Annotated in this window: 15 protein-coding genes and 5 pseudogenes; 11 read left to right on the forward strand and 9 right to left on the reverse strand. The window is 67.3% G+C overall.

The features are described 5' to 3' along the window. Positions 1 to 2: 2 nt before the first annotated feature. On the forward strand, positions 3 to 458 hold the full coding sequence (locus BFF78_RS01080; protein WP_069776518.1) for a VOC family protein: 456 nt from the start codon (positions 3 to 5) through the stop codon (positions 456 to 458). Between the two features lie 48 nt (positions 459 to 506). Here BFF78_RS01080 and BFF78_RS01085 read toward each other — a convergent pair whose 3' ends face one another. Beyond that, positions 507 to 953, reverse strand: a complete 447-nt coding sequence (locus tag BFF78_RS01085) for a hypothetical protein (RefSeq protein WP_069776519.1) — start codon at positions 951 to 953, stop codon at positions 507 to 509. Between the two features lie 213 nt (positions 954 to 1,166). Between BFF78_RS01085 and BFF78_RS01090 the strand changes: the two genes are divergently transcribed. From BFF78_RS01090 to BFF78_RS50455, 5 genes and pseudogenes are all read left to right on the forward strand, one after another. After that, on the forward strand, positions 1,167 to 1,745 hold the full coding sequence (locus BFF78_RS01090) for a GNAT family N-acetyltransferase (protein WP_069776520.1): 579 nt from the start codon (positions 1,167 to 1,169) through the stop codon (positions 1,743 to 1,745). A gap of 322 nt (positions 1,746 to 2,067) precedes the next feature. Then, on the forward strand, positions 2,068 to 2,637 hold the full coding sequence (locus tag BFF78_RS01095) for a DinB family protein (protein ID WP_079161082.1): 570 nt from the start codon (positions 2,068 to 2,070) through the stop codon (positions 2,635 to 2,637). Positions 2,638 to 3,315: 678 nt separating this feature from the next. Continuing rightward, positions 3,316 to 4,665: a cytochrome P450 family protein gene (locus BFF78_RS01100; RefSeq protein ID WP_227025664.1), complete on the forward strand. Its 1,350-nt coding sequence runs from the start codon at positions 3,316 to 3,318 to the stop codon at positions 4,663 to 4,665. Positions 4,666 to 5,010: 345 nt separating this feature from the next. After that, positions 5,011 to 6,249, forward strand: a complete 1,239-nt coding sequence (locus tag BFF78_RS01105) for an IS256 family transposase (RefSeq protein WP_069776384.1) — start codon at positions 5,011 to 5,013, stop codon at positions 6,247 to 6,249. A gap of 337 nt (positions 6,250 to 6,586) precedes the next feature. Beyond that, positions 6,587 to 7,674: pseudogene (locus tag BFF78_RS50455) on the forward strand (IS630 family transposase). Positions 7,675 to 7,972: 298 nt separating this feature from the next. Here the strand turns inward: BFF78_RS50455 and BFF78_RS01120 are convergent. Next, a complete protein-coding gene (locus BFF78_RS01120) occupies positions 7,973 to 8,116 on the reverse strand; it encodes a hypothetical protein (protein ID WP_159032915.1) in 144 nt (47 codons plus the stop codon). A 1,386-nt stretch (positions 8,117 to 9,502) separates the two neighbouring features. On the opposite strand from BFF78_RS01120, the gene BFF78_RS01125 reads away from it, so the two are divergent. After that, a complete protein-coding gene (locus BFF78_RS01125) occupies positions 9,503 to 9,955 on the forward strand; it encodes a hypothetical protein (RefSeq protein WP_069776524.1) in 453 nt (150 codons plus the stop codon). Between the two features lie 210 nt (positions 9,956 to 10,165). Continuing rightward, positions 10,166 to 10,381: pseudogene (locus BFF78_RS01130) on the forward strand (transposase); the annotation flags it as partial. 29 nt (positions 10,382 to 10,410) lie between these two features. Here the strand turns inward: BFF78_RS01130 and BFF78_RS01135 are convergent. From BFF78_RS01135 to BFF78_RS45925, 4 genes are all read right to left on the reverse strand, one after another. Further along, the gene (locus BFF78_RS01135) at positions 10,411 to 11,646 is read right to left on the reverse strand and encodes a serine hydrolase domain-containing protein (RefSeq protein ID WP_069776526.1); all 1,236 of its coding nucleotides are present in this window, start codon (positions 11,644 to 11,646) and stop codon (positions 10,411 to 10,413) included. 150 nt (positions 11,647 to 11,796) lie between these two features. After that, complete coding sequence (locus BFF78_RS01140) at positions 11,797 to 12,186, reverse strand: DUF1048 domain-containing protein (RefSeq protein ID WP_069776527.1); 390 nt, start codon at positions 12,184 to 12,186, stop codon at positions 11,797 to 11,799. Between the two features lie 2 nt (positions 12,187 to 12,188). Further along, positions 12,189 to 12,518, reverse strand: a complete 330-nt coding sequence (locus BFF78_RS01145; protein ID WP_069776528.1) for a PadR family transcriptional regulator — start codon at positions 12,516 to 12,518, stop codon at positions 12,189 to 12,191. Between the two features lie 69 nt (positions 12,519 to 12,587). Further along, on the reverse strand, positions 12,588 to 12,848 hold the full coding sequence (locus BFF78_RS45925; RefSeq protein ID WP_069776529.1) for a hypothetical protein: 261 nt from the start codon (positions 12,846 to 12,848) through the stop codon (positions 12,588 to 12,590). On the opposite strand from BFF78_RS45925, the pseudogene BFF78_RS01155 reads away from it, so the two are divergent. Beyond that, a pseudogene (locus BFF78_RS01155) lies at positions 12,792 to 13,327 on the forward strand (IS5 family transposase); the annotation flags it as partial. The gene BFF78_RS45925 and the pseudogene BFF78_RS01155 sit on opposite strands and share 57 nt — an antisense overlap. 347 nt (positions 13,328 to 13,674) lie before the next feature. Beyond that, complete coding sequence (locus BFF78_RS49965) at positions 13,675 to 13,908, forward strand: integrase core domain-containing protein (protein ID WP_069776531.1); 234 nt, start codon at positions 13,675 to 13,677, stop codon at positions 13,906 to 13,908. A 191-nt stretch (positions 13,909 to 14,099) separates the two neighbouring features. On the opposite strand, the pseudogene BFF78_RS01165 reads toward BFF78_RS49965, so the two are convergent. Continuing rightward, positions 14,100 to 14,635 (reverse strand): annotated as a pseudogene (locus tag BFF78_RS01165) (transposase family protein); the annotation flags it as partial. 121 nt (positions 14,636 to 14,756) lie between these two features. After that, positions 14,757 to 16,571, reverse strand: a complete 1,815-nt coding sequence (locus BFF78_RS01170; protein ID WP_159032916.1) for a glycoside hydrolase domain-containing protein — start codon at positions 16,569 to 16,571, stop codon at positions 14,757 to 14,759. 1,180 nt (positions 16,572 to 17,751) lie between these two features. On the opposite strand from BFF78_RS01170, the gene BFF78_RS01175 reads away from it, so the two are divergent. Continuing rightward, positions 17,752 to 20,676, forward strand: a complete 2,925-nt coding sequence (locus BFF78_RS01175; RefSeq protein ID WP_069776533.1) for an AfsR/SARP family transcriptional regulator — start codon at positions 17,752 to 17,754, stop codon at positions 20,674 to 20,676. Positions 20,677 to 20,718: 42 nt separating this feature from the next. Here BFF78_RS01175 and BFF78_RS46690 read toward each other — a convergent pair. Continuing rightward, positions 20,719 to 20,977, reverse strand: a pseudogene (locus BFF78_RS46690) (transposase); the annotation flags it as partial. Positions 20,978 to 21,409: the final 432 nt, after the last annotated feature.

Below are 21,409 nucleotides of genomic sequence, written 5' to 3' on the forward strand. Positions count from 1 at the left end.
GGATGACTGCCTTTTACCACGTGTGCTTCGTGGTCCCGGACATCGAGCAGGCGATGCAGGACTTTCAGCGCGCGGCCGGGGTTGAATGGAGTGATCCTGTGTCCGACCGGCTGGGTGAGTGGGACTACCGCATCGTCTTCACCACAGGCGGCCCGCCCTTCATCGAGCTTATTGAAGGGCCGTCAGGCAGTCCCTGGGACGCGTCCGAGGGAGCCAGGTTCGATCACATCGGCTTCTGGACCAGCGATGTGCGGCAGGGTTCCCAGCGATTGGAAGAAGAGGGCATGCCAGTGGACTTCTCCGGTTGTCCCTACGGTCGGCCGTTCGCCTATCACCAGATGGACAGCATCGGTGCACGGATCGAACTCGTTGACGCCGGCAGACAGGCCAGCTTCCTCAACGGGTGGCATCCAGGTGGGAAGCCGATGCCCGCCATCGACGAGACGTCCAGAAGCTGAGCTCTCGTCACGTGATGCAACCTCGAACGGTATCCCGAACTTGATCACTCAGACCAGCTCTCGCCACCGGGAGCGGGGCTTGGCGGGGGTGAGGGCATAAGCGGGCAAGGCCGCGAACAGCATCCGGTCGACGGACAGGTTGAGGATTTCCGCCGTGCCGTTGAGGTGAGGGCTGTAGGCGGGAAGGTTCTTCACCGTCACGGCCATCGTGCCAAACGCGGCGGTGACGGGGGTCGACACGAAGTCCTTGCCCCGGTCCACCCGCACCTGCTCCTGTGTCCCTCCCGCGGGGCCGTAGGGGTCTTCACGCAATACAGGGTCGCGCAGCGCGACCAGCACGGAAGCGCGGGAAGGGACACCAAGGGTGACGGCGCTGCCAGCGATGACTTTGGTAGCGGTGTCGGTGAACCAGGTCACCCACGGGCGCACCAGGTCGCCGTCGGCATCGACCAGCGAGCGGGGGATCCTGGCCGAGACCGAGCAGCGGCTGTTCACCCTGCCACGGCCCGTAGCCCCTCCGGCGGGCCGCAACCAGCCTGCTCAGCCCAACTGAAAGGCCAAGCCGGGCATCACCTCAAGTGACGCCCTCTGGGGCGCTCGGTCGCGCCGATGAGCGGACAGGCCGTTCTGCCAGCCCGCCGAGAAAACCCGTTGCGAGTGCCCCGCATCGGATGTCTGATTGATCGGCCACCGATCAGGGGAGGGAACATGAGGACGTCGCTGCCCACCCCCTCGTTGCGCACCGCTCGTCTTCAACTGCGTGCCTTCGAAGTCGCGGATGCGAACGACCTCTTCGCACTGCACAGCAACGCCTACGTGCTGCGCTACTGGGACGCCCCACCGTGGAGCGAACGCGTGCGCGCCGAGAAGTTCATCACGGCTTGCCGGCAGATGGCGCAGGAGGGCACCGGGGCGCGGCTGGCCGTAGATCGTGTCTCCGACGGGGCGTTCATCGGCTGGTGCAGCCTGAACAGGTGGAATCCGGACTACCGCAGCGCGTCGCTCGGCTACTGCTTCGACGATGCAGCGTGGGGCCACGGCTACGCGACCGAGGCCGCGCGCGCTCTGCTGCGGTGGGCATTCGACACGCTGGACCTAAATCGCGTCCAAGCTGAGACCGATACCCGCAACGTGGCTTCTGCCCGCGTGCTGGAGAAGCTCGGCTTCGTGCGTGAAGGGACGTTGCGGGAAGACTGCGTCGTCAACGGCGAGGTCTCCGACTCGTGGGTCTATGGGCTGATCAGGCGGGAGTGGCAGCCCTCGTCCGAGCCGGTTACCGCCCACTGAGTTCCGTCGCTCGGCACCCGGTGTCAGCTAACCCCAAGCAACTCATCACTGCGCCTCATCCACACACAACAGCGAACCGGAAAGATGGTTACAAACAACCATCTTTTCCCGCGCTCGAGAGGCCAATCAGAGGCTTTCGCTTCGAGGTGACGTGCTGGTGGGGGCTGGTGTAGTCCTGGTGTACGGGTATCCCGACAGGGGCGGCCTGCCCCGCACCCGGCTGAAGCACTTTCACCTCATCGCCGCGACTGCCGTCCTGACGCCACCTGACAACACCTTGAAGCGAGAACTCAGTAGCGACCTTGGGCGGCCACAGACGAACATGCAACGCATGAGTGACCAACCCGCGCGATGGAGCCAGGCAACCGTCTACCCCGACATGTGGGCCAATCCGGACGACGACCCCCGCAACACAGAAGGTCCCAGTCCGGACGGCGAGCTTGCGACGCTGCAGGACTTCCTGACGAACTACCGCATGACCCTGCGGATGAAGTGCGAGGGCCTGAACGCGGAACAAATGGCCTGTCGATCGGTTCCGCCGTCGACGATGTCGCTGCTCGGCCTGGTTCGGCACCTCGTCGAGGTTGAACGGGACTGGCGCAACTGGATCAGCGACGGTGACCCGCTGCCGAAGCTGTACGGCGAGAAGGACGCCGACTTCGACGGAGCTGTCGCCGAGCAGGTCGAGGTCGACGCCGCGTTCTCCGCTCTGGAGCGCGAGCAGGCCGCGACCGATGCCGCGCTGGCCGGGCACCCGGATCTGGGCGAACGTCTGGGCAAGGACCGGGTCGCGGTTCGGGAGCTGATGGTGCACAGGATCGAGGAGTACGCCCGTCACTGCGGGCACGCCGACCTGTTGCGCGAGCGCATCGACGGAAGGGTGGGCCAGTGACGAGGGTCGGGGGTTACGCCCGCCCCCACGAGCAGGTCACCTCGAAGTGAAAGCCTCAGAAGCCCTCGCCGGGAAACGAGTGCAGGAACGGCGCCGATGATCATGTGGGTTCGAAGCCCATGACCGCCAGGCGAGACCGTGCCTGCCCGTTCGTGATCCCGCATACCCTTCACGCTCGACCGGCTGGGACCCGCCGCTGCTCCCATCACCGCCGATACTGCCGCCGGCCTGCGGCGTCACCTCGCGGCAGTGCCCGATCCGCGTCGAGTGCGCGGGGTGCGCTGACCGACCGTGGCGCTGCTGGCGTGCGCGCCGGCAGCGGCACTGGCCGGTGCACGATCGCTGGCGGCGATCGGCGAGTGGGCAGCCGACGCGCCCGGCACGTGCTGGCCCGGCTCGGCTTCCGACCCGATCCGCTGACCGGCCTCATCTCGCCCCACGTGGATACGATCCGTCTGCTGCTACTCAAGACAGACGCAAAAGCGTTGGACACCGCGATCGGCCGCCACCTGCAAGAACGCCGGCACCACACACCGACACCCACCGACGGCGAGGCCCAGTGCCCTATACCCATCCCGCGGCGGGCGATCGCGATGGACGGCAAGACCCTGCGCGGCTCTCGCACCGCCGACCGGCCCGCCGTGGCGCTGCTGGCGGCTATGGACCCCCACCGGCAGCGTGCTCGCCCAGCGCCGGGTCGCCGACAAGAGCACCGAAATCCCGGCCTTCGCCCCACTGTTGGACACGCTCGTCCCAACCGACACCCGTTATCACCGCCGACGCCCTGCACACCCAGCACGACCACGGCGCCTACCGACCAAGGAAGCGAGTACGAGTATGACCTCTGCTCCACCGTCGACCACCCTCTTCAACGACGCGCTCATGACCGACCCGTACGGCACGTACGCCCGCCTTCGGGAAGCCGGGCCGGTACACCGCACTACCACTCCTGACGGCGCCCCCGTCTGGGTCGTTACCCGCTACGAGGATGTACGCGCCGCTCTCACGGACCCACGGTTGTCACTGAACAAGGCAAACACCCACACCACCGGCCGCTACCAGTCGTCCATGCCGCCGGAGCTGGACGCCCACCTGCTCAATATGGATCCGCCCGACCACACCCGGCTTCGACGTCTTGTCTCGAAGGCGTTCACCGCGCGGCGCATCGAGGGCCTGCGGCAGCGCGTCCAGGCACACGCTGACAGGCTCCTGGACGCCATCACAGAGCGGCCGGCCGACCTGATGCACTCCCTGGCGAACCCTCTGCCCATGGAAGTCATCTGCGAACTCCTCGGTATCCCCGCCCAGGACCGCCGAGATTTCCACGCCTGGACCCACAGCGTGCTCGGGCCCGCCGAGGACGCGGCAGTGGAATCCCGTGCCGCCATGCGGGAGATGCACCGATACCTCACCGGCGTCATTGCTGCCAAGCGCAACAAGCCGGCCGATGACCTGCTCACCGCAATGATCGAAGCCCGCGACGAACGCGACGGCCTCAGCGAACCCGAACTGCTCGCTATGGCGTTCCTGCTCCTTTTCACCGGCTACACCAGTTCGGTGAACCTGATCGGTAACGCCACGTTGGCGCTCCTGCTTCACCCGGCCGTGATGACCTCGGTCCGTGCCGGCCGTACACCGGTCCGCGCGGTGCTTGAAGAGACCCTTCGCTGGAATGCTCCCGTCACGCTGGGGGTCCGACGCTTCGCTCTGGAAGACATCACCATCGGCGGTATCACCATTCCCACCGGTTCCCGCGTCTGGGTCTCGCTCGCCTCGGCCAACCGCGATGCCGCCCAGTTCACCGACCCTGATTGCTTCCAGCCCGAGCGTGCCTCCGCCCACCTCGACTTCGGCCACGGCATCCACTACTGCCTGGGCGCCCCCCTGGCGCGCCTCGAAGCCGAAGTCGCGCTCACCGCTCTCCTCGCCCGGTTCCCGTGCCTCCGCCTCGCGATCCCCACCGACGAGCTGGAATGGCTGCCCTCCTTCCACCATCGCGGCCTGAAGAAGCTTCCCGTGATCTGGTGACTGCCGACCTGATCAGATCCAGGAGCCGACCGGAACCCCAGCCCCCGCCAAGCCGAGGCAAGGGAGCCGGTACAAAACGTGGGGCCCGAGGCAGCCCCTGGGGCTCCTTCGGTCTGCTGGACGGCACGTGGTCCTCGAGCATGGAGGGGTCCACGGACAGCACGGAAGACCCTGATTCGGGGCGGCACTGGTTGCCCCCGGCCCCGCGCCGAGGTTGCGTCCAGGGAAGTGGTGTACGGGTTCGACCTGATCCGGGGGTTTGCTCCGGCATCAGGATGAGGCCCGCATAGATGAACGGCCACCGGCTGATCTTCGAGGTGTCGAAGCCCGAAGGAGATCAGCACGATGACCGCACCCGACAGTCTGCCCCTGCACGCCCTCACGGAAGACAATCTCGCCGCGGCGAGTCCCGATCTGCTGCGCGCGATGGTCAAGACGTTCGCCGACGCACTCATGTCCGCGGAGGCGGACGCCCTCTGCAACGCCGAATACGGCCAGGTCAGCGACGAGAGAGTCAACCACCGCAACGGATACCGCCCGCGTGAGTGGGACACCCGGGCGGGCACCGTCGAGCTCGCCATCCCCAAGCTCAGGTCCGGGAGTTACTTCCCGCACTGGCTGCTGGAACGCAGGCGGCGGGCCGAGCAGGCCCTCATCAGCGTGGTCGCCACCGCCTACCTGCTGGGCGTCTCCACCCGCCGAGTCGAGAAGCTCGCCGAGTCCCTGGGCGTCACCCAGCTGTCGAAGTCCCAGGTCAGCGCGATGGCCAAGCACCTGGACGAACAAGTCACAGCCTTCCGTAACCGTCCCCTGGATGCCGGACCCTACGCGTTCGTATGGGTCGACGCGCTGACGCAGAAGGTCCGCGAAGGCGGCCGGATCATCAACGTCCACGCGCTGATCGCAGTCGGCGTCAACGCCGACGGGCACCGCGAGATCCTCGGCCTGGACGTGGCCACAGCCGAGGACGGCGCCGGCTGGCTGGCCTTCCTGCGCTCGCTGATCGCCCGCGGCTTGTCCGGCGTCCAGCTGGTCATCTCCGACGCGCACATGGGCCTGGTCAACGCGATCGGCGCCACCCTGCCCGGCGCGAGCTGGCAGCGATGTCGTACTCACTACGCCCGCGCACTGCTGAGCCAGGTGCCCAAGTCGGCCCAGCCATGGGTCGCAACATTGCTGCGGACCGTTTTCGAACAGCCCGACACCGACGCCGTCCAGGCCCAGATGCGGCACGTCCTCGACGCCCTGGAAGCCAAGTTCCCCAAGGCCGCAGCGCACTTGGACGCCGCTCAGGGCGATGTCCTGGCGTTCACCGCGTTCCCGCGCGAGATCTGGCGGCAGATCTGGTCGAACAACCCGCAGGAACGGCTGAACAAGGAGATCCGCCGCCGCACCGACGTGGTCGGCATCTTCCCCGACCGCACCGCCCTGATCCGCCTGGTCGGCGCGGTCCTGGCCGAGCAGAACGACGAGTGGACCGAGGCCCGCCGCTACATGGGCCTCGACCTGCTCGCCAAGGCCCGCCTCCACCCGATCGAGTCAGAAATCGACGACACCGTCCTCCCGACCGAACTCACCGCATAGCCTCAAAACGAGATCACCGAGTGGCCGTTGATACACCACTCCCGCGGACGTGACCCCTGCCCCGGCAGCTCAACCCACCGGATCTGATCGCCCCTGGGCGTCACGACGGTACTGCGCACAGTCTGCTCCGCTGCGGTCAAGATCGTTGGAGAGACGAGAGTAGCTACCGATGCCGGGTGAACCGCCACCGGCCCCAGCCGCAGGTCCAAGCAGGGCAAGGACAGTCGAACATCGGTCAGGCCCCTTCACTGATTCCGTTCACAAAGCCGTTACTGAGGTTTGAGGCGGGATGTCGTTGGGGGGTGACGGAATGTGATCGTCGCGGTATGCCGGTTGTGTGAGGTATCCGCAGGGTGGTGGGCTGACGCCTGAACGGCAGGTGTTTCGCGAGCGGATCCGGATGGAGGCCGCCGAGCGTTTCGTCGCAGGTGCCTCCAACGCGGAGGTCGCCATGGACTTACGGGTGAGTGTGCGCTCGGTGCAGCGGTGGCGACGGGCCTGGAAGGACGTCGGCACCGAGGGGCTGCGATCGGCTGGACCGGTCTCGAAGCCGAAACTGAGTGACAGGCTGTTCGCCGTCCTGGAAGTCGAGTTGGCCAAGGGTGCCGCGGCGCACGGCTGGCCGGACCAGACCTGGACTCTGGCCCGGATCAAGACGCTCATCGGGCGGCGGTTCCACAAGTCGTTCACGCTCTCCGGGATCTCGCTGATGCTGCGACGCCACGGCTGGAGCCACCAGGTCCCCGCCAAGCGTGCGGTGGAACGGGACGAGGCAGCCGTCGCCGGATGGGTGAAGGAGACCTGGCCATCCGCGGAAGCACCGCGGCGGCGCTCGACGCCTACCTCGTCTTCGAGGACGAGGCCGGCTTCTCGATGACGCCGCCCACCGCCCGCACCTGGTCCCACCGCGGCGACACCCCCATCGTCCGCGTCCGCGGGCGTTCCCAGCGCCGCATCTCCATCGGGCCGCCCTGGCCTGCTACAGGACAGGCGAGCGCTCCCGGCTGATCTACCGACCGATCGTCCATGCGGACCACAAGGCCGGCGGCCGCCGAAGCTTCGCCTGGACGGACCTACCGCGACCTGCTGGCCACAGCCCACCAGCAACTCGGCAGGCCGATCGTCCTGATCTGGGACAATCTCAACGTCCACCGCGACCGCCGATTACGCGAGTTCATCGACTCCCACGCCTGGATCACCGTCCACTACCTGCCGCCCTATGCGCCACAGCTCAACCCGGTCGAGGGCATCTGGTCCCTCCTGCGAAGGCGCTGCCAGGCCAACACCGCCTTCACCGACGCCACCCACCTGATGGACACCCTGCGACGCGGCCTTCGCCAGGTCCAGTACCGGCCCGACCTCATCGACGGATGCCTCACTGGCACCGGCCTCACGATGACGACATCACACCTCAAACCTCAGTAGCCGGCACGGGTGAAGCCCCTGACGGGAGCTTCATGCGGGGCCGGGGCCGGGTTCCTGACGGAGTCAGGACGTCCAGTACCAGGCCCGGGACCGACCAGCCCCGGCTGGAGCGGGAGACAGCACGCCGGCACTACGGCGCGGCGTCCGCCACCTCGCACCGGGCGCCGTACGACAGCCGACTCCCCCCCACAACGCGTGGCCGGCCCTCGGCCGGACACGGGAACGCCCCCTCGGAGTTGGTGACGGGACTGATGAGGAGGTACGGGGGCCGGCGGGCGCTACACGCCGACCAACGGATTCAGATGCCGAGGCGAAGGCCGAGGGGGGAGCCCACAAGAGTGCTGACGGGTTGTTCGAGAAGACCGTCGGTGATGTCGTCGGGGCCCGGTGCCTGGGCAGCTATGGCGGGGACGATCCCTCCGAGGGAAAGCAGCGCGCTCACTGCTGCAACGGTCACGACGCGGCGGACAGACAGCACGGTGATTCCCTCTCGGTCAGGAGAAGACGCTGGACCTATCGACAGGCAAGAGACATCCCACCTGCCAAGCCCGCGCACGCGTGACATCACCCGTTTAAGGGACAGCCGCCCCCACCCACAGGCCTGGCACAGACATTACGACGTCCCCTCGCGGGACCCGGATACTCACGGAGCGGACCCGGGCCAGACGGCCCCCGGCGAAGGCGGGCCCGGGGCCGGCAGGCCCACGCAAGGGCGGGCACATCCCGACCGCGCAGCCAAAGGACCCCGGCCGCTGGCCGGGGGCCTTCCCGGAGCCGTCGCGGCACGGCCCCGACCCCTCCGGGTGCCCCGGAGCCCACAAACGGCATGTTCAGCACGCGGAATACGCTGCTGGGCGGCCAGCCAGGCGCCGGCCGACGACATGGGTGATACCGGCACGAGCCTGAGCGGACAACACGGAATCGTCCAGTCGCCGCAGGACCTGCTCGCCGTGATGCCTGGCCGCGATCAGCCATCGCAATACAACGGAAAAGGCGACAGTGCCCACGGCGGTGACGTCCTCGCCGGACAGGGAGCGCTGCGGTTCACCGTGTGCGTCACCCGAGCGCTGGGTGTAGGCACAGCCGACCGCGGCGGAGACGTCAAGACCGACCTGACCGCTGATGTGGAACGCAGCCGCACAGTAAGCCCCGGTGCGGAGGCCCCGCCGACAAGCCCCACATCTGCAAGGCCAGCAGGACACCGGCATGCGCACGCTCAGGCGCGCGGACGAGGCCGGCGACGTACACTTCTACGACCCTCCAGAGCGTGTGTACGCAAGAACGCCGAGCTGGCCGGCAACGCTGGGTCGAGGTCTGGGGCCCGCGGATCCAGGACTCGACCGATGGCTGGTCGCGGGCGACAAAGTCGGCCAGGCCGGAGGCCAGCCCAGCGGCCGGCACCACGGTCCCTGCTGCTGCGTTCGGGCAAGGTGAGCCAGCCCAGTCTCCTCCTACTCATTGCGAAATGAGCAGTTACGGCCGCGCCTGCCTGGGCACAGTGGACGGCACGGGAAAGTGTTGACGAACGGCAAGAGGCGCTGGCGCTGGCCGCGCCGGCCAGCGACGTGGCATCGGCGGCCGACGACACACCCTGGCAGCGGGTGCTACGCGCGACCAGCGGCGGCAGATGGGGTCTGCAACCCACCGGCTGGACCGTGATCAGGCTGGATACACCCTGGCAGGACACTCCCTCCTCGGAACGGCCCGGCTGGAGGGGACCTGATTCGGGACCCGCGCCTCTACGAAGTCACCCCACCCCAGCCCACCGGTTAGGTTCTGCATCGAAATCGAGGCGACGAGCCTTGTCCGTTCTCGGCAGACTGCAGACATGTCAACCGACGTGAGCGGGATGATCGAGTGCAGACCGCTGGCCCGGATCTGGGGTAAGGACGACGAGGACACGATTTGGCACGCCGCCATCGACCTCAGCCTCCTCAACACCGGCAACGCCTATGACGCACTCGCCTGCCTCTTCGGCGTTCGCAACTCCTTCGGGTTCCAGGCGCTGGCCGAAGGCCGTGGCCTGCCGGACGACGCCTCGGACGTGCTGCGGGCCGCGTTCAACGCGTGGGGCGGGCCACAACACGCGCACGGAACAACATGGATCAACTGGGCCGAGCTGGCAGCTGCCCACTGGGACGAGACCGATCGGTCCGGCACGCGCAGCCGCAGCACGGTCGCCGGGCCGGGGACCCACTGGGGGCCAGTCTGGGACGTGATGCGGACGCTCGCCGAGCTGCATGGACCAGAACACGTGCGGCTCGTGGTCTGGTTCGACTGATCACGGAATGCCGTCCCCAGGCACAGCTTGACTTCTCCGTTGGGAAGCCCCTGAGTGTTCTGGTGGCCCCGGTGAGCTCCGTAGGTGGCCCACAGGCCTGAGCGGTTGACTCTCGGCTGGTGGGCCCGCGCGGATCGCCAAAGGACCCGTCTACCCTGGCCAAATAATGGTTGTGGGGGATGTCCGGGTCGGTGACGTGTTGTCGGGCCGGTCAGCCGTCCCAAGGATGCCTCCGGCTTCGTCGTGCTGCCTCGTCGCTGGGTCGTCGAACGCAGTCTTGCGTGGATGATGCGCGCCCGTCGGCATGCCCGGGACTACGAACGCCTCGTCCAACTCTCCGAGACCCTGATCACCTGGGCCGCCATCACCCTCACGACCAGGCGCCTGGCCCGGAAGGGCGCCACCTCCAGCTGGCCGAGGAATCCAGCACCGGACGACTCGACCAAGTAGGCAGGTCAGTCGTCGACTGCCTGGTAGAGAGTGGTCCAGAAGTCCTGCATGGCCCGCGCCGAATCCGGGGTGGACATCCCGGTCTGGGTGAGCAGGATGCCGACGAGCTGGTGGCGCGGATCGGCATATGTAGTCGTGCCGGCTCCGCCGTCCCAGCCGAACTGGCCGATGGGCGCGTAGTCACCGCGGTAGGTGCGCACCGTCATCCCGAAGCCCCAGCCGCCGGTCTGCCCCTGGCCGTGTGACAGATGGACGACGCTGCGGGCCCAGGACTGTAGGGCGGCTGTCTGCTCGGGCGTGAGGCGGTTGGTGGTCATCAGCTCGACGGCGGGCCGGGACAGGATCCGCTCGGTCCCGTGCATCCCGTGGTTGAGCAGCATCCGGAAGTAGGCGTGGTAGTCGTCGACGGTGGAGTCCAGTCCGCCGCCGCCGGACTGGAACGCCGGAGGCCGGCTGTGGTGTCCCCCCTCGGCCTCGTCCTCCACGTTGAACTCTCCGGTCTGCGGATCGGGGGCGTACAGGGGCGGCAGCCGGTCGATCTTGCCGGCGGGCACGTGGAAGCCGGTGTCCTTCATGCCCAGCGGATCGAAGATGCGTTCGCGCAGGAACGTCTCGAACGACTGGCCGGTGACCCGAGCGACGAGCACGCCGAGTACGTCGTCGCTGACGTTGTACAGCCACCGCTCTCCGGGCTGGTGCATCAGCGGAAGCGCGCCCAGGCGGCGCATCCACTCATCCGGCTCGACGGCCGGCAACATCCATCCGTTCTCGCCGTAGACCTTCTGCGCGAAGTACGCGCTCATCATCGGGGAGCCCGTAGCCGTCGTGTCCAGTCCGAGCCCGCAGGTGGAGGTGAGCAGGTCCCGCACGGTGATCGGACGCCGAGCCGGCACGGTGTCCTCAAGCGGGCCGTCGGCGCGCTTGAGGACCCGCCGGTCGGCCAGCTCGGGCAGCCACCGGTCTATCGGGTCGTCCAGCCGCAGCCGGCACTCATCCAGCAGGACCATCGTCGCCGCGACCGCGACGGGCTTGGTCGTCGAGGCCATCCGGAAGATGGTGTCCCGGCACATCGGCGCGCCGCCATCGTGGCGCATCGTCCCGATCGCCTCGACGTGCGTCTGCCCGTCCCGGCTGACCAGGGCGACGAGCCCGGGAATCTTCTTGGACTCGACATGCCGTTCCAGCACCTCGCGCAGTCTGCGCAGCCCTGCTTCGGACAAGCCGTTGTTGCCGTTTCCCATCAGGAATCTCCTTGCACACCTTGGTCGTTCTCGACGGCGCCGCGGGCATGCGGCGCGAGGCGGCCGGCCGGGCATGACCCCGCGGCCGCGTAGTGCAGAAAGGCGATGAAAGTGGTGCTCGGCCCCTGGGGGCGATGTGCACAGGCGCGATCAGACCGTCTTGTCTTCTGTTCCGGTCTCATTCCCGGCGGCGCGCTCGATGTCGTCGGTCAGCTGCTTGCGTGCGCGGGCGGGGACGTAGCCGCCCTCCGAGTAGTTCTTGGCGAACGCCTCGACGAACTCCACCGGGTCCTCTCCAACGATCTCGCGGATCGGCGCTCCGTCCACCGCGGCCTGCTCGAACAGGTCGGCAAGGTCTTCGAACATCGACGCATTGCTGTCTGCGTCGGTCGGTACGAAGTGCATCAGGTACCGCTCAATCGCCTCGACCGCCGTGCGGTGGCTCTCGGGAAGCTCCTTGATGCGCGCCTTGTATGCCTTCCAGCGCTTCTTGGGCCCGATCACCTTCGTGAGGAAGCCGGTCTTTTCGACATCGGACATGGCTACTTTCCCCCTTCGCGGAGCTGTTCCAGTCGTTCCGTGAGGAAGCTCCAGGTCCTCCAGAACTCTTCGAGGTACTCCCGTCCCTGAGCGTTGAGGGAATGCACCTTGCGTGGCGGCCCCTTCTCGGAGGGGACCTTCTCCACGTCGACGAGACCGCGCTTCTCCATCCTGAGGAGCAACGCGTAGATGGTCCCTTCGGCGATGTCGGAGAAACCCTGCTTCCGCAGCCGGGCCGTGATCTCGTAGCCGTAGGCGGGCCGACCGGCCAGGGACGCGAGGATGATGCCCTCCAGCGTGCCCTTGAGCATCTCCGTCTCCAGCTTGGTCATGGAACACCTCCCCTCCGCGCTAGTCAGCGCTATTGAGTACCGGTACACAGTAACGCTGACTACCGGTACTTAGCAAGACGGAATAGTAGAGGTGCAGGCCGACATCGCAAGTGCTCGGTTCACCAGCATCACTGGCACGACCTCGAGCAGGCCGCACTGCTCGCGGAGACCGCCGGGCACCCATTCGTGCGCAGCGTCGCCATCCGTCAACTTCTCTACCTCTCGCCCGCCACCCGCCACGCCTTCGACGTGCCGAGTTGAGAAACACGCACTCAGCTCGACGACGCCGGCCTCATCGGCGTCACCCGCGTCGTCCTCGACGCCGCCCATGTCCGCGCTAAAAAAGGGGCGAACACACAGGTCCGAGCCCCGTGGACCGGGCAAAGCCAGGTTCCAAGATGCACGTCATGTCGGACGCGAACGGACTGCCTCTGGTCGTCGGTGTCTCCGCGGCGAACGTCCACGACGGCCTCGGACTGAAGCCCATGATCGTCGGTCTCCAAACCGACCCCCACCGAGGCCACCACTTCAAGCCCAAGCGAATCTACGCGGACAAAGCCTACGACGTACCTCACCTGCGTAAATGGCTGTGGGGTAAGCACATTGGCGTCCGTATCGCCCGCAAGGGCATCGACACCAGCGAACGCCTAGGGCGACGCCGCTGGGTCATCGAACGCACCATCTCCCGGCTCAGCGGCTACCGCAGACTCAGCCTCCGCTACGAACGCCATCCCCGCAACTACCTCGCCTTTCTCGGCCTCGCCACAGCCCTCTGCTGCTACAAACGACTCCTCAAACTCACCACATAGGACACGGTGTAAGAGCTCGTTACGGAGGTCATGCTGCTGGCCGGTACCAGGAGCCCGCAGGACGCTGTCGAGTTGATCGTCCGAGACTACCTGGCACAGGGCGCCGCACCGAGGCTCGTGCCGGTAACGCCGCCGACCAGGATCGCCTCGCCGACCGGAGGTCAGCGCCGGAAGAGGGCCGATGAGCACTTCAGGTGAGATCGGCGTGTCGTGTCGGCTGATGTTCGGCTGCTCGGGGGTAACCTCCTGGCGTCGGCTGCGGGACTGAACCGAGGCTGGCGTCTGGCCTCGCCTTCATGAGGCACTCCTAGCCGAGCAGCGGGCGACCCGACTGCTGCACATGGACGATGTGGCCATCGACGGCCCCCACATCAGGCCCTCAGTGCAGCAGCCGCCAATTCGCCGACCTGGCAGTCGAGTTCGGCATCAGACCATCAGTCGGCCGCACCGGCCCGTGCTGGGACAACGCTCTGGCCGAGTCGTTCTTCGCCACCCACAAGCGAGAGCTGGCCGACGACCGACCCCGGCAGAGCCGCGCCGAAGCCCGCACCGCGATCTTGGAGTGGATCGAAGCCTGGTAAAACGTACGACGGCTGCACGGCAGCCTCAGCCATCGCAGTCACGCCGAGTACTAGACCGTTCTCGCGGCCTGACCATCACACCGATGGTGTCCGCCAAAGCGGAGCAAGCTCAGAACCGCATGCACGCTTCGAAGCGGCGGGGACTGGAAACGGAGCGGAGGTACGCCGCCACCGAGCCAGTCCCCGACCCTTCAACGTTGCCTCCCCAGGGTGAGGACGGCCTTGGTGATGACGAAGATGCGGTTGGGGCTGATGCGGGATCTGCGGAAGATCTGCCGGGACTCAGGGGCCATGCCGCGTTCGACTGGGGCTCTGGGCTGGGAGAGTGCGCGGTTGACGGTGCGCTGGGTGAGGGTGAGTTCATTGCTCGGTGGGCGTTTGAGTCCGGTGGTGGCCCAGGGGCTGGCGCCCTGGTAGGCGCGGTCGGCGAGGATCGGGACGCCTTGTCGCTCGCAGATGCGGATGATCTCGTGGGCTCGAGGTGCGGTCAGGTCGTGGGTGCGGCCCGGCAGCGCGGGCGAGATCGACAGCACCCCGCCGACGGTTCGGTGACGACCTGGATGTTCACGCCGTGCCGGCAATGCTTGGCCGAGTCGTCCGCCCGGCTGCCGCCGACGCGGTCGCACTCGGTGAGAGTCCCGTCCAACAGGACGCAATCCGGATCGTGCTCGCGCGGCGTCTTGAGAAGCCCCGGGCCCGGCGCGCGGTCGGTGAGAAGGCCGGTCACCGGCCCACGCCACCGGAACGACTTGTGAAACGCCGTGCCCTGTGACTCCCGGTTCGGAGTCGCAGGACACGGGGAGGGCTCGGCCTGCATTCGTGCGGGCGGCCGCGCCGGGCTTGATCGATCAGGAACCGATCAACGTCCAGTACGCGTTGACCTCGGCCCAGTTCGTCCAACCGCTCACACTGTTGATGCTTTGGGTGTACCCCATGTGGCCGCCGCTACCGAGCGCGAAGACCGTGCTCTGTGCGGTGTCCGGGTCGTATATCGCACTCGGGTCGCCGACGAAGTTGTTCCAGTACGCGTTCGCCTCGGCCCAGTTCGACCAACTGGCCCCGTCGTTGCCGCTCTGGCTGTAGCCGATCCTGCCGTCCCCGCCACGCGCGAGCAGCGAGATCGTCTTCGCACTGGCGTTGTACACCGGACGCGGGTCGCCGGCGAAGTTGTTCCAGTACGCGTTCACCTCGGCCCAGTTCGACCAGCTGGCCCCGTCGTTGCCGCTCTGCGTGTAGCCGATCCTGCCGTCCCCGCCACGCGCGAACACGGTCATCCTCTTGGTGTCCGGGTTGAGGACGACGTGCGGGTCGCCAGCGAAGTTGTTCCAGTAGGCGTTGACCTCGGCCCAGTTCGACCAACTGGCCCCGTCGTTGCCGCTCTGCGTGTAGCCGATCCTCCCGTCCCCGCCACGCGCAAAGACCGTCATCTTCTTGGTGTAGGGGTTGTAGATCACGTGCGGGTCGCCGGCGAAGTTGTTCCAGTACGCGTTCACCTCGGCCCAGTTCGACCAGCTCGCGCCGGCATTGCCGCTCTGCGTGTAGCCGATCCTGCCGTCCCCGCCACGCGCGAACACGGTGACCTTCTTGGTGTCGGGGTTGTACACCGCCGAGGCGTCGCCCTTGAAGTTGCTCCAGTACGCGTTGACCTGAGCCCAGTTCGACCAGGTGGCGCCGTTGTTGGTGCTGGTGCTGATGCCCATGGCGCCGTCGGCCTGGCCGCGGGCGAAGAGCATCGTCATCTTGGCGTCCGCGTCGTACACCGCGTTCGGTGTGCCTTGCAGTCGCCAGTACGCGTTGGCCTCAGCCCAGTTGCTCCAGCTTGCTCCGCCGTTCGTGCTTTTGGTGAGGCCGAGGTGGCCGCCGGACCCGAGGCCGAACAGGGTCATCGTCTTCGTGTCAGGGTTGTACACCGACCAGCTGCTGTCCGAAGTGATGCCGTTACCGGTCGAAACGGGAGCCGAGACGCCCCACTGGCCAAAATCGTCGGCGACGGCCTGGTCTTCGTCAACTCCCGTGCCACCGACCTGTATGTCATTTTTGATCTGGCGGAGTTGGGAGCGGGAATCCCAGTTGCCGCCGGACCAGGCGTAGGTCTGCCAGCCCCATTTGATCTTGGAGCTGTTGAACAGCTGCTGGATCGCATAGTATCCGCCGTACGCACCGGTGCAGTCGCGGCCGATCACCGAGGCGATTCCGTCGAAGTACTTCTCGATCGCTGGAAGATCTCCGGATTGCACGTCCCAGTCAAGGCTGAAGTAGATCGGCCGGGCTGCCGGCATTCCGGCCGCACTTGCCGCGCTCTGCGCCTTCTGGGCATCGCTGACGCCCTGGGAATAGCCGTTCAGCGGGGCGTACTGCGCCATTTCCCAGTTGCACACCACGTCGATCCCGGCGCCGATGAACGCCAGCGCGCTGCTGCGGGTCAGCGCACCGGGGCCGGCGAGGTACTGGCAGACGAAGGTGTAGCCGTCTGCTCTGATCGTCGATGGGCTCGGATTCGGATAGGTATTGAAGTCCAGCCCCAGTCTGGTGGCGGCCGAGGCGGCTGACGGGTTGCCCAGGTCGAGCCCGAGTTTGACTCCGGTGCCGACGGTCACGGCCGCAATGGCCGCGAGCATGCGCCGGCGCGATAGCGACGATTGAAATTGCTGATCTTCAGTCAACTTCCACTCCTGGTCGGTGGTAAACGGAAAGCGGGGTGAGATCACGAAGACGGTTCGGCCGATGGGCCGGTCCGGGCATGCCTCCGCCTTGGAGCCACAGCAGCCCTCGTGGTCGCTGCCTGCTCAGGGCAGGGCAGTGAACCGGGCCGGTTCGGGGCAGGCGTCTGCCCCGGCCCCGGGATACGGCCGCGGGACGGTGGCGCGCATTGCCGGCGCGTGCCTGGCCGGCGCGTAGCGGAGGCACGATGGGAACCTGGTACGGGAGCGTCCTGGCAGTTCGTCCGTCAGAGCGTCAGATGCCTGTCGCAGCATGTCTGCGTCTGTGGGACCTCGGCAGCAGGACATTGCGCCGGAATTCAGCTTGGCATAGCCGTTGCTGAAGTTGTGGCACTTGAGTTGGTGGTCCTGACGATGGGGACCGTATCAGTAGAACTCGCCGGAAGAGCCCACCCGCTTCGGCCTCCTCGGCGTTGTTCCACCCTGAGTGGTTGGCTCTGAAGCTGGAGTCGATGTGGAGCCAGGTGCACACCTATTTCGTCCCGGAGAACCACATCAGCTGGACAAAGCCGACCTCCTGTCCTTGGTAGTGGAAGTACTGCCCGTCGGTCACCGGGCTGGCCCTGCGTGCAGTCCGCTGCGCTGGCCGACTGCGCTGCTCGTGGCTGCAGGGCTGGCGATGGCCACGTCTGTCAACCAAGTCTTCGACTGCTCCAGCTCGGTTACGAGTGCAGGTTCGGCGTCGGCCGCAATTCGCGCACCGGTGAAGTAGCGATCCAATGCCCGGACCGACTGGGCGAAGTACCGTTTCCAGGCGAATACGCGGGTGGCCGGCACCGCGTCGATTGGGATGGCGGTGACTCATCCGGTGGCGCAAGGGCGTGTTGCTTCGGCTGGGCGTGGCCTCTTCGCCCGGTGGGAAGCCGTGGTCCTGCCAGCCCTTCGGTCGGCCATGGCAAGGGCCATTCCGGTCGTGGTGACAACGGCGGCGGCCGTCGTCGGGGCCATTGCCGCCTTGACCGAACGTTTCATTGCTGTTCCTTTCGTTACGCGGGAACGGCTGAGCACCCCACGGTGACGCTATGGACACGGGTCCGTCGGCCGTCCTAGATTCGTCCTAGTGCGAGGTCGACCAGGGGATCGGCGCTAATCGTGAAGTGCCGGGGGGAACATGAGATTCGGCGTGCTGGGGCCGTTACACGCCCAGATCACCGGGCGCGAGGTGCTACTCGACGGACCGCGGCAGGCCAAGATGCTGGCCGCGCTTCTGGTCGACGCCAACAACCTCGTCGCCATGGAACGGCTCGTCGCCGTGATGTGGGACGAGAACGCACCCGCCACCGCGGTCCGTCAGGTCCAGGACGCCCTCTCCGGGCTGCGCCGCAACCTCGCCGCGTGCGGAGCACCCGGTTCCTTGATCAGTACGCGGCGCGGCGGCTACCAGATCCACCTGGCGCCGGATCAGCTCGACCTACTGGAGTTCGACCACGAGCGGCACCTCGCCGAACGGCACACGACCCCGTTCGAGACGGCTGTCGCGCTGCGGCGCGCGCTGACCTGCTGGCGTGGTAACGCCCTGGTCGACATCTCCAGCCAGGTCCTGGAGCTCGATGCGGCACGCCTGAACGAGAAGCGCGCGGCCACGCACAAACTGTGCCTGAGCATCGAACTCGACCTGGGGCGTCATCGTGAGGTCATCGAGGAACTGACCGCCCTGCTACGCGAACACCCCTACGACGAGCAAGTCGCCGAACACCTGATGGTCGCCCTCTACCGGTGCCGGCGACAAGGCGAGGCGCTGCAGGTGTACGAGCGGCTGCGCCGGACACTGGCCGACGAACTCGGCGTCGATCCCACCCCGCCGATCCAGGCGCTGCATCTGCGCATCCTGGCCGCCGATCCCGTCCTGGCGGCCCCTGTGCCGGCGAGCGGTCCCCCGGACACACGACCGGAAAGTCCTGGCACGACGGCTGCCGACCCGGTTATGGCGATGCCGGTGCGCCAACTGCCGCTGGATGTACCTGACTTCCTGGGCCGAGCCGACGTGCTGGCCGAAATCGCCCGATTACTCGACGGGTCGGCGCCGAACCGGGCCCCAGTGGCCGTCATCGTGGGTGGTCCCGGTGTCGGCAAGTCCTCTCTGGTGACGCACGCCGCGCGGCTGGCGAGCGCCGCCTTCCCCGACGGCCAGCTCTACCTCAACCTCGCCGGGACATCAGACGAGCCGCGGGACCCGGCGCTGATGCTGACCGAGGCGCTGCGCGCACTGTCGATCGCCGGCAGCGCGATCCCGAACGGCCTGTCCGAACGGGCCGCGCTGTACCGGTCGTTGCTGGCGGACCGCCGGATGCTGGTCGTGCTGGACGATGCCGGTCACGCCGGTCAAGTGCTGCCGTTGCTGCCCGGGGCCGACGGCTGTGCCGTGTTGATCACCAGTCGCACTCTGCTGACGCAACTTCCCGGCGCCCGGCACATCGACCTGGACGTGCTGAGCCCGGCAGAGGCGAGCGAGTTGTTCACCGGCATCGTCGGGCGGCGGCGGGTCGAGCGGGAGCCGGCGGAGGCAGAGGCGATCCTCGACTGCTGCGGCAACCTGCCGCTGGCGATCCGGATCGCCGGCGCCAAGCTCACCGGCCGCCCGGCGTGGTCGCTGCGGGTGCTGCGGGAACGGATCGAGGATGAGTCCCGGCGGCTGGCCGAGCTGAGGATCGGGGATCTCAGCGTACGAGCCAGCGTCGAACTGAGCTTGCGGCTGCTGCCGTCCGACGCGGTGCGCGCACTGAGCCTGCTGGGCCTGCTCGGCCCCTACACCCTCCCCGGCTGGGTGGTCGGCCCGCTGCTGGACCGCTCGGACGCAGAGGAGGTGCTGGACACCCTCGTCGATGCCAGCCTGGTACGGCTGACCGCCACCGACGCCGTCGGCCAGCCGCGCTACCGGCTGCACGATCTGATCAGGACCTGTGCCGTGGAGATCGCCGCCCCGCTGCCGGCGACAGACAAGCGGGACGCGATCATCCGGGTGCTGTCCGCCTGGCTCGAGCTGGTCGGGCGCGGCACCGACCGGTTGCCGGCGGCCGGGCTGCTGGCCGCCGCGCCCGGTTCGGCACCGCGCCGGTCTCTGCCCGATGCGGTCGTGGACCGGCTGATGGCCGATCCGTTCGGCTGGTTCGACGCGGAAAGCGACAATCTGCTCGGCGTGGTGAAACTGGCCGTGGACTGGGGCCTGGACGAGTTGGCCTGGGAGCTGGCGGCCGGCACGGCGACCTACTACGACCACCGGTGTCTGTATCAGGACTGGCAGCACGGGCACCAGCTCGCGTTGGGCGTGACCGAAGCCGCCGGCAACGTGCGCGGCACATCGGTGCTGCTGCGCGGTCTTGGCCAGCTGCACATCTACCGAGACGAGTTCGACCGGGCTACCCATGCCCTGGAGTCCTCCGTCGGACTGTGCCGGGACGGTGGGGACAAGCGCGGCGAGGCGTTGTCAATGGCGATGCTGAGCACAATCAGCCGGGTACAGGGCCGTTACGGCGAAGCCCTCGAACGTGTCGAGCACGCGCTGGCCATGGCGGTCGGTGAGGGCGACCAGCACCTCGAAGCGCAGCTGTCCTGTTCGATGGCCGTGATGCGGCTCATGCACGGCGAACTCGACGAGGCGGAGTCCTGGTTCAGCGAAGCCTTGCGCCAGGCCAGGGCGCTCGACGACGGGCATCGGGTGGCGGTCGTACTGCGGCGGTTCAGCCGGCTGCACGATCGGCGCGGTGATCCGGACGAGGCGCTGCGCTGCCTGTGGCAGGCGTTGGCCACCTTCGAGGAACTGGCCGACGAGCGGTGCGCCGCGTACACGCTGCTGGAAGTCGGCCGCGTCTACGCCGGCCAGCACGACCGGGATCGGGCGAGCCCGGCGTTGGAGCGCGCGGCGGACCTGTTCCACCGGCACGGCGACCGCCACGACGAGGCCGCGTGCTGGCAACTGATCGGCGACCTGGACGCCGCCGCCGGCATCCACGACCTGGCGCGCCAGCACCGCGATCGCGCGCAGCGGCTCTGGCAAATCATTGGTGACATGCACCTGATAAATGGGCAGGAGCGACCGTCGTCGCCGTGACCTGGATGACGGCTGTGGACCCCTGGTGGCTTACTGATCATTTCAGAGTGGCTTCCGGAGCCGTCGAAGGCAGATGATGCTGCAGGCGAGTTCGAGTAGTCCCTGGTGGAGGTCGGCTCGCTGCTCGCAGCGGACACGGAGTCGTTTGAAACTGATGGAGCCAGGCGAACGTCCGCTCGACGATCCAGCGGGTGCGGCCGAGGCCGGAGCCGTGGGCAACGCCGCGTCGGGCGATCAGGGGTCTGTGCCGCGTTTCCGTTGCAGGTGGCGGTACTTGTCGTTAGTCGTAGCCCCGCGCGGCCGCTCTGGCAGCAGTGGAGTATCGCTCCCACAGGTCGTCGGAGACAAGATCGATAGACGCCAGCCGGAGGCTGCCCAGAAGGACCTTCGACCATCAGCCGACATTCCGACCTCACCTGAAACGCTCATCGGCCCTCTTCCGGGGCTGACCGCCGGTCGGCGAGGCGATCCTGGGCGGCGGCGTTACCGGCACGAGTCTCGGTGCGGCGCCCCGTGCCAGGTAGTCTCGGACGATCAACAACGATGTTTAAAGGGGACCTTTACTGAGTCCGATCACACGAAGCCCGATCCGAACATCGCGTCGATGCCATCCGACCGGGTAGAGAACGGCGTTTCCGCATTCGCTACCTCTCAGCCCGTCGACCGAAAGTCGGAGACTTCGGAGCCTGTGGTAGCGGTGACCGAGGTGTACGGAACCTTACTCAGCGCGGTC

This window comes from Streptomyces fodineus (assembly GCF_001735805.1).
Lineage (GTDB): Bacteria > Actinomycetota > Actinomycetes > Streptomycetales > Streptomycetaceae > Streptomyces > Streptomyces fodineus.

Coding starts and splice junctions, on each gene's coding strand:
- BFF78_RS01080 (WP_069776518.1), top strand. CDS start 3: ATGACTGCCTTTTACCACGTGTGCTTCGTGGTCCCGGACATCGAGCAG.
- BFF78_RS01090 (WP_069776520.1), top strand. CDS start 1,167: ATGAGGACGTCGCTGCCCACCCCCTCGTTGCGCACCGCTCGTCTTCAA.
- BFF78_RS01095 (WP_079161082.1), top strand. CDS start 2,068: ATGCAACGCATGAGTGACCAACCCGCGCGATGGAGCCAGGCAACCGTC.
- BFF78_RS01105 (WP_069776384.1), top strand. CDS start 5,011: ATGACCGCACCCGACAGTCTGCCCCTGCACGCCCTCACGGAAGACAAT.
- BFF78_RS01125 (WP_069776524.1), top strand. CDS start 9,503: ATGTCAACCGACGTGAGCGGGATGATCGAGTGCAGACCGCTGGCCCGG.
- BFF78_RS01135 (WP_069776526.1), bottom strand. CDS start 11,646: ATGGGAAACGGCAACAACGGCTTGTCCGAAGCAGGGCTGCGCAGACTG.
- BFF78_RS01140 (WP_069776527.1), bottom strand. CDS start 12,186: ATGTCCGATGTCGAAAAGACCGGCTTCCTCACGAAGGTGATCGGGCCC.
- BFF78_RS01145 (WP_069776528.1), bottom strand. CDS start 12,518: ATGACCAAGCTGGAGACGGAGATGCTCAAGGGCACGCTGGAGGGCATC.
- BFF78_RS45925 (WP_069776529.1), bottom strand. CDS start 12,848: ATGGGCGGCGTCGAGGACGACGCGGGTGACGCCGATGAGGCCGGCGTC.
- BFF78_RS49965 (WP_069776531.1), top strand. CDS start 13,675: ATGTGGCCATCGACGGCCCCCACATCAGGCCCTCAGTGCAGCAGCCGC.